The organism is Acidovorax sp. HMWF018, from assembly GCF_003061035.1.
Taxonomy (GTDB): domain Bacteria; phylum Pseudomonadota; class Gammaproteobacteria; order Burkholderiales; family Burkholderiaceae_C; genus Acidovorax; species Acidovorax delafieldii.
In genome coordinates this window covers 1261-5258 of sequence record NZ_QAIM01000346.1, presented here as the reverse complement: position 1 = coordinate 5258, position 3998 = coordinate 1261, and the positions used below count along the sequence as shown (strand labels likewise).

The window sequence follows — 3998 nt, the reverse complement described above, 5'->3', positions numbered from 1 at the left end:
GCTTGGCTCGGTACATCGCGCGGTCCGCGCGTCGTACCAGCTCTTCGGCCAGCTGCTCGCGCTGTGGCGCCATGGTGGCCACGCCGAAGCTCACCGTAACGATGCCCCACGGCGCACCCTCGTGCGGCAGGGCCAGTGCCCGGATGGCTTGCTGAATGTGCTGGGCCATCTCCAGGGCGACCCGGGCATCGGCGCCGGGCAGCAGCACCACAAACTCCTCACCGCCAAAGCGCGCCACCAGGTCACCATCGCGCCGTCCCCCGGTCTGTGCCAGCGTCAGGGCCAGGGATTTCAGGCAGGCATCGCCCGCCAGATGGCCGTAGTGGTCATTGAAGTGCTTGAACACATCCACGTCCAGCATGATCAGCGACAGCGGTCCGTGGGCCCGTTGTGCGCGAGCCCATTCATGGGCCAAGGTCTGGTCAAAATGGCGGCGGTTGGCGATACCGGTCAGGCCGTCGGTGTTGCTGAGCAGCTGCAGCTGGCAGTTGGCCTGGGCCAGTGCCTGGGTGCGCTCATCCACCAACGTCTGCAGCTCCTGGTTGCGCTGCTGTAGGCGGCTGACGGGGTACACCTCGCCGTCTCGGGCCAGTCCATACGGGATGGAGATGCTGCTGTGCGCAATCTTCCAGTCGTCACCCTCTTGCCGAAAAACGACCACAAGACGAGCGGTTTCGCTGGCAAACAGCGGGTCGGGATGGGGCAAATGAATATGAAAAAACGCGGTCATGGCCAGCACATCGGCGCCCAGTTCCTGCGGGAACAGGTCCAGCACCTCGATGCCGATGCGCCCGGGTACCTGCGCAAAGTCGGTCTGCGTGATGTCCACCCATTCGCTGCGGGTTTTGATGAGCTTGTCGCTGCTGCCCGCAAAGCCGCTGAAGTTCTCGCTGAAGCGATCCACCAGCCGGGCATCGCGCCCGGCATACATCTCGATGTACTCGTCGAAGAGCATGCGGATGAGCCGTTGGCGATCTGGAGACATGCGACGGTTCCTCAGCGAAGACAGTGACGTTCGGAAAACAGTCCAGCAAATGGCGCTCACTGCAGCGGATGCTACGGACAAATGTAACACTCGCAACCGCTACCTTGAGGCCTGCTAGCGCTGGGTCTGACAGGTCTTTATGCGCTGCCAGACGGTGATGAAGAGGTGCTGCGTCCAGACTGGGTCACTGTCTTGTGCACCCTGCAGAAGCTGGGGCCATGCTTTTGCGGTCTTTGGCAGACACACCGGCGCGGGCGCCAGTGCTGAGAGGTGCTCGCCCCGCGCCGCGCGGTGTCGCCATCTGGCGGCGCATATGGGCCGCAAGCAAAGACCGTTCGTACGGGGCAAGGTCTGGACAGCATCGGGGGCCCACGGGGCGCAGTTGAATAAAGCAATCCATGCAATCGCCAGCGGCCGATTTGTCTAAAAACCGTCGGGCAACCGCCGCTCGGTACCAGCACGGCAAAAGTCAGCGCTGGTCCATCACTGGACTACGACTTTTCAGAGGACACGTTGAACGCCCACCACCGTGCGCCCGCACCGCTCAGGCAACCTGGGCGGCCTCGAGCAGGCTGTCCACCAGCGCACGCAGCCCGGCCAGGTAGGAGTGGGGACCGAAGCCCTGCACCGTGGCCTTGACGGCGGGCGAGATGATGGAGTGCGCGCGCCAGGCCTCGCGCGCGGCGATATTGGACATGTGCACTTCGATCACCGGGAAAGGCATGGCCTTGATGGCGTCGTGCAGCGGCACGCCGTGCTGCGTGAGGCCCGCAGGATTCACGAGTGCGCCCTGCGCCACATCGATGTTGGCGTGCAGGAAGTCGATGAGCGCGCCTTCGTGGTTGGACTGCACGATATCGAGCTCCACACCCAGCTCCGCAGCGAGCTTGAGCAAACGCTCGTTGATCTGGGCCAGCGTGGTGGTGCCGTAGATGTGGGGTTCGCGGCGCCCGAACAGGTTGAGATTGGGGCCGTGGAGGATGAGGATTTTCATGGGGTGTTCAGGGTTGGGAGCGGCTGACAAAGCTCAGCGAAGCGGTTCTGGCTAGGCGCTGCGTCGCAGGCAGTGCGAATAGCACGACAAGACGCAGCAACGACGCCAGAAGAGTTTTGCCAGGCGCTCTTACTTGCGGATGCGGGCGAGTTCGTCGTTGTAGAGCTTCACGATCGCCGGGTCATAGGTGGCCGCGAACTTCTCGATCACGGGCTTGGCGATCTGCTGCATGCGGGCCAGCTCGGCGGGCGTGATCTCGTTGTAGGCCATACCTTTGGCCTGCAGGTCCCCCACCGAACGCTGCGCTGCAGCGCGGCTCACCTGGCGCTGGTAGCCACGCGACTCGTTGGCAGCGTCGTGCATCATCTTCTGCTCAGCGGGGGTGAGCTGGTCCCAGAACTTCTTGCTCACCAGCACGATGTTGGCGGCGTACACGTGGTTGGTGGCGCTCACGTACTTCTGCACCTCGAACATCTTGTTCGACAGGATCACGGCATAGGGGTTCTCCTGGCCGTCCACGGCCTTGGCTTCCAGCGCGCCGTACAGCTCGGCAAATGGCATGGGCACAGGGTTGGCCTTGAAGGCCTTGAAGGTCTCCAGGAACACCGGGTTGGGGATCACGCGCAGCTTGAGTCCATCAAAATCATCGGCCTTGGTGATGGGGCGCCTGCTGTTGGTCACGTTGCGAAAACCGAGGTCCCAGTAGCCCAGGGCCACCAGGCCCTTCTCGGGCAATCGGGCGATCAGCGCCTGGCCCAGGGGGCCGTCGAGCAGCGCATCGGCCTGCGCAAAATTGGCCACAGAAAAGGGGAAGTCCACCAACCCGAATTCCTTGACGATGCCGGCCAGCGAGGTGGTGGCCGGGGCCGACATCTGCTGCACACCGCCCTGCAGCGCCGACTGCTGCTGCATCTCGTTGCCCAGCTGCGAGGCGGGGAACTCCATCACCTTCATCTTGCCGCCGCTCTTGGCCGCCAGCAGTTCGCCAAAACGCTTGACGCCAAAGCTCACGGGGTGGTCGGCATTGTTCAGGTGCCCGAAGCGGATCACGCGCTCCTGCTGCGCGGCGGCGGGCAGCGCCATCAAGAAGGACAGGCCAGCGGCCGCCAGAAGGCAAGCAGTTTTTTTCACAGGGACTTCTCCACAAAAAGAGAGCAGCAATGTGCACACCAGGCCCGGAGTGCATCGGGGACTGCATCGTATGAATAAAGTGGAAACTGTTTCCACAGTAGAAACCCTTTAACAATTTTTGATACATTGCGCCCGAAGAACCAGCGCCTGGGTATCCTGGAAAAACCGGTCCACGATCACGAAGAGCCCCCGCCATGAGCAGCATCCTTGAACGCAGTTTCAAAGTCCTGGAGCACCTTGCCCCGCACCCGGAAGGAAAGGCCCTGTCGAGCCTGGCCTCCGAACTGGACATGCCACTGAGCGCCACGCACCGCCTGTTGGCCGAGTTGATCCGTTGCGGCTACGTGCGGCAGGACCAGAGCCAGGGCAACTACATGCTCACCATCAAGCTGGTGTCGCTGGGCCTGGGCTATCTGAGCGCCACGGGCGTGGTGGACATTGCCCAGCCCCTGCTGGACCGGCTGGCCGCCGAATCTGGCGAGCTGGTGCGTCTGGCCGTGGTGGATGGCGACGCGCTGACCTTTGTGGCCAAGGCGCAAGGGGCCGTGCGCGGCCTGCGCTACGACCCGGACATGGGCCTGTCGGTCAACCTGTCGTGCAGCTCGGCCGGCCATGCCTGGCTGTCCACGATGAGCGATGAAGCGGCCCTGGCCCTGGTAGCGCGCCAGGGTTTTGGCAAGCCCGAGGACTACGGCCCCAACGCCCCCACCACCGTGAAGGCCCTGCTGGCCTACCTGCGCACCGCACGGCAGCAGGGCTTCAGCACCATCGTCGAGGTGTTTGCTCCGGCCATGACGGCCATGGCCGCACCCATCCGGCAAGGCAACGGCCCGGTGATCGGGGTGGTGACCATTGCGGGCCCGCTGGTGCGCCTGACGCCCGAGCGCA

The 3998-nt window shown here is 63.7% G+C and carries 4 protein-coding genes; 1 reads left to right on the top strand and 3 read right to left on the bottom strand.

Annotation, left to right across the window (positions count from 1 at the left end; all coding sequences use genetic code 11):
- From DBR23_RS13270 to DBR23_RS13260, 3 genes are all read right to left on the bottom strand, one after another.
- Positions 1-985: diguanylate cyclase domain-containing protein (locus tag DBR23_RS13270; protein WP_108498568.1), on the bottom strand; the 985-nt coding region annotated here is incomplete at its 3' end.
- A gap of 544 nt (positions 986-1529) precedes the next feature.
- Positions 1530-1979, bottom strand: a complete 450-nt coding sequence (locus DBR23_RS13265; RefSeq protein ID WP_108498567.1) for a type II 3-dehydroquinate dehydratase — start codon at positions 1977-1979, stop codon at positions 1530-1532.
- Positions 1980-2108: 129 nt separating this feature from the next.
- Positions 2109-3062 (bottom strand): TRAP transporter substrate-binding protein, encoded by a 954-nt coding sequence (locus DBR23_RS13260; RefSeq protein ID WP_099732131.1) that lies wholly within the window; start codon positions 3060-3062, stop codon positions 2109-2111.
- A gap of 242 nt (positions 3063-3304) precedes the next feature.
- Between DBR23_RS13260 and DBR23_RS13255 the strand changes: the two genes are divergently transcribed.
- On the top strand, positions 3305-3998 hold a 694-nt coding region (locus DBR23_RS13255), incomplete at its 3' end, for an IclR family transcriptional regulator (protein WP_108498566.1).